At 53.1% G+C, this 4,160-nt stretch carries 2 protein-coding genes; both read left to right on the top strand.

All coding sequences use genetic code 11. The features are described 5' to 3' along the window. On the top strand, positions 1-1,931 hold a 1,931-nt coding region (alr, locus tag QVO39_RS00740; RefSeq protein ID WP_288171275.1), incomplete at its 5' end, for an alanine racemase. A 13-nt stretch (positions 1,932-1,944) separates the two neighbouring features. Then, on the top strand, positions 1,945-4,160 hold a 2,216-nt coding region (polA, locus tag QVO39_RS00745), incomplete at its 3' end, for a DNA polymerase I (RefSeq protein WP_288171277.1).

Raw genomic sequence — 4,160 nt, forward strand, 5'->3', positions numbered from 1 at the left:
AGCCGACGATTGGGCTGATCACCAATATTGGAGAGGCCCATCAGGAGCACTTTGAGAGTAAAGAGCAAAAGGTGCGGGAGAAGCTATCGCTCTTTACCGACTGTGAGGCGATCATTGCCCCACTGGACCAACCTTTGATCGTAGAGGGGTTAGAACAAATGGGGCTGACCGCCAAGAGCCACTTCTGGAGTTTCTCCGATGAGCGTGCAGAGCTCTGGGTAAGGCAAATTGAGTACCATGCTTCGGGAGTGACCCTTTCCCTAAGCATGGATGGGGTAGAGCGGGAGTTGCATCTTCCTTTCCTTGACCAAGGAAGTATTGCCGATGCAGTGGCAGCACTGTTGCTACTGAAGTACACGGCACCTTCGCTTCTTGAGGACTTGACCCCTTTTGCGACGCTTCAACCGATCTCAATGCGACTAGAGGTAGTCCAAGGGAAGCACCGAACGCTGCTCATTAATGATAGCTACAATTCGGATTACGACTCGCTGGCAATTGCCCTCGACTTCCTCAACCGTCGGAATAGTGACCACTGGCCTACCGCCCTCATCCTTTCCGATATGCAGGATAGCACGCACGACCCACGCGAACTCTATGGGCGGGTGGCGGAATTGATCAGTCGTTATCAACTAGACCGCCTCTACTTGGTTGGTCCTGCTTTGGGGCAGTATCGTGAACTTTTCCCAGAATTAACGCAGTGGTATCCCGATTGGAGTTCGCTCGATAAGGAGCTGTCACTAGCACAATTGGCAGGGCATATTATCCTCTTAAAGGGAAGTCATACCTCGCAATTTGAGCGGGTGATAGAGGATTGGAAGGCACTATCGCACCAGACCATTCTTAGCATCAACCTCAATCGACTTACGGAAAACTACCACACTCTTCGTCAACAACTGCCCAAGTCGATGCAGACCATCTGTATGATTAAGGCCAATGCCTATGGAGCTGGCTCCTATGAGGTGGCACGGACACTGGAGCGAGCGGGTACCGAGTATCTCGCTGTGGCGGTGGTGGATGAAGGTCGGGAACTACGAGAGCAGGGTATTCAGCTCCCCATCTTGGTGATGAACCCTGAGCTATCGGCTTTCCGGCAATTGATTTGGCACCAACTAGAGCCAGAGATATTTAGTCTGGAGATGCTGCGTGCCTTTGAGGAGGCGGCAGAAAGGTATGGCGATGGCACCCTGCCTATCCACCTGAAGTGGAATACAGGGATGAATCGGCTCGGCATCACCCTCCCCGAGATTGATGAGGTGGTGGCGGTGCTCCGACGCTCTAGTGCAGTGCGGGTCGCCTCTATCTTTACTCACCTCGCCGTGGCGGATGATCCTACGGAAGATGCCTTTACCCTTCAGCAATTGGAGCGACTAGATACTGCCCACCATATCCTGGAGGAACGACTGGGGTATTCCATTAAAAAGCACGCCCTCAATACTGCGGGGGCGATCCGTTTCCCGAATTACCCCTCCGACTTTGTGCGACTGGGGATCGGGCTGTATGGCATCTCTCCGCTGGAGCGGACGCCCTGTGTGCTCGAACCAATTGCCACGCTCACCACGCAGATTCTGCAGGTGCAGGAGGTGCAACCTGGGGAGACGATTGGCTACGGTCGTCGAGGAAAGGTGACTCGTCCCAGTCGTATTGCGATTATTCCGATTGGGTATGCCGATGGATTACCACGCCGCCTCGGCAATGGTCGGATCTCCTTCCGCCTTCCCGACGGTACCCTTGCCCCAACGATCGGTAATATTTGCATGGATACATTGATGATCGATGTCACCGATGCCGAGAGTGCCGAGGTGGGAAGCGAGGTGACCATCTTTGGCGAGGGGCTACCGATTACCCGCCTTTCAGATGCCTGCGACACCATCCCTTACGAGATTCCTTCACGGCTCTCCTCACGGATTGCTCGGCAATATTTTACCGAATAAAGCTATATTACTTATGGAAAAGAAACTATATCTACTCGATGCTTATGCCTTGATCTATCGTGCCTATTATGCGATGATCAGGAGCCCCCGAATCAACTCTAAAGGGGAGGACACCACGGCGATCTTTGGTTTTCTCAATACCTTTGAAGAGATCCTCAACCGTGCCGATGGGGCCCCCATTGCAGTGGTTTTTGACCCAAAGGGAGGTAGCTTCCGAAGCGAGCTTTATCCAGAGTACAAGGCTCAGCGCGAAAAGACACCCGAGGGGATTAGTTTCGCCCTACCTTATATCAAGGAGTTGGTCAATGCCTTTGGGGTACAGCACTACACGGTGCCGGGGTATGAGGCGGATGATGTGATTGGTACGATTGCTACGCAGGTGGGAAGTCGAGAGCCGGATCGTATGGTCTATATGATTACGCCGGATAAGGATTATGGACAGTTGGTACAAAAGAACGTCCGCATCCTGAAGCCCAACCGCTCGGGCGGAGGCTTTGAAGAGTTGGGACCTGAGGAGGTAACGAAAAAGCATGGGCTGCAGGAGAGTCGGCAGGTGATTGATCTCCTGGCCCTCTGGGGTGATACTTCGGACAATGTGCCTGGGGTGAAGGGCATCGGGGAGAAGACAGCGGCAACGCTCCTCACACAGTACCATGATATTGAGGGGATCTATGCCCATATCGACGAGATCAAAGGGAAGAGAAAAGAAAATCTACTGGAGGGACGTGAACAACTCAAACTCTCGCGCGACCTCGTGACGATCCGCACTAATGTGCCGATGGAGTATAGTCTGGAGGAGATGCAGCGGAAGGAGACGGATCAACAAGCTCTCCTCGACCTCTACGAGCGGTTGGAGTTTCGTTCGAAAATCGGGAAATTGCAAGCGGATGCCACCCCTAGCTCCACCCTACAGCCCCGTTCGCTTTTTGATGAGGATCCAGTAGAAGAGCCTGTGATAGAGAGTAACTTTAAGCGCTTCGATAGCAGTGAAAAGCAGTATCACCTCGTAGAGAGCGAGGAGCAGATTACTGCCCTAGCAGAGCGACTAGCAGCCGCACCCGCCTTTGCTTTTGATACGGAGACGGATGGCTTGGACGGCATGAGTTGTGGCATCGTAGGCATCTCCTTTGCGATAGCACCTCATGAGGCATGGTATATTCCGCTTTCCGAGCTGCCGATGGAGGCACAGATGCAGTTGGCCCCTTTTCAAAAAGTTTTTGGCGATCCTAAGGTGCTCAAGATAGGGCAAAACCTAAAGTTCGACCTCAAGATCATTGAGCGGTTTGGCCTTCACCCCGTCGGTCCCTACTGGGACACGATGATTGCCCACTACCTGATTCAGCCTGAGCTACGGCACGGTATGGATGCGATGGCGGAGAGCTACCTGGGCTACCAACCAATCCCGATTGAGGAGTTGATAGGGCCGAAAGGAAGGCAGCAGAAAAATATGCGACAGCTACCGCCCGAGCAGGTCTATACCTATGCTTGTGAGGATGCCGATATCACGCTACAGCTCTATCATAAATTGCGGGAGGAGCTGGAGAAGGAGGAGCTGGAGTCGCTCTTTTACGAGGTGGAGATGCCACTGATGGAGGTGCTACTGCGTATGGAGCAGACTGGCGTGCGGCTCGATGTGAAGCAGCTCACCGATACGGTGGATGAGCTCTATAAGGAGTTGGGAGAACTGGAAGGGGAGATTCAGCGACAGGCGGGTATCCCATTTAATATCAATTCGCCTAAGGAGGTGGGAGAGGTACTCTTTGATGAGCTGAAACTAGTGGAGAAGCCGAAGAAAACCAAGACAGGCCAATATGTGACCCGTGAGGAGGAGCTACAGAAGTTGGCACACCTCCACCCAATCATTGGGTTGATCCTACGTTACAGAGGGCTCCGTAAGCTGGTGAGTACCTATATCGAACCACTACCACAACTGATCAATCGCCAGACTGGGCGTATCCATACCACTTATAATCAGACGGCAACGGCGACGGGGCGTCTCTCCAGTACCGACCCCAACCTGCAGAATATCCCTGTTCGTGATGAAGATGGTCGGCAGATACGTAAAGCCTTCACCGCCCTCTATCCTGAGCGGGGCGACCGTTATATCTCGGCCGATTACTCTCAGATAGAGCTGCGATTGATGGCTCACTTCTCGGGCGATGAGGCGATGATCGAGGCCTTCCGTAAGGAGCAAGATATCCACGCCATTACCGCCGCCAAGATCTATCA

Origin of the sequence: Porphyromonas sp. CAG:1061, from assembly GCF_000435035.1 — a bacterium.
GTDB classification, from domain to species: Bacteria; Bacteroidota; Bacteroidia; order Bacteroidales; family Porphyromonadaceae; genus Porphyromonas_A; species Porphyromonas_A somerae.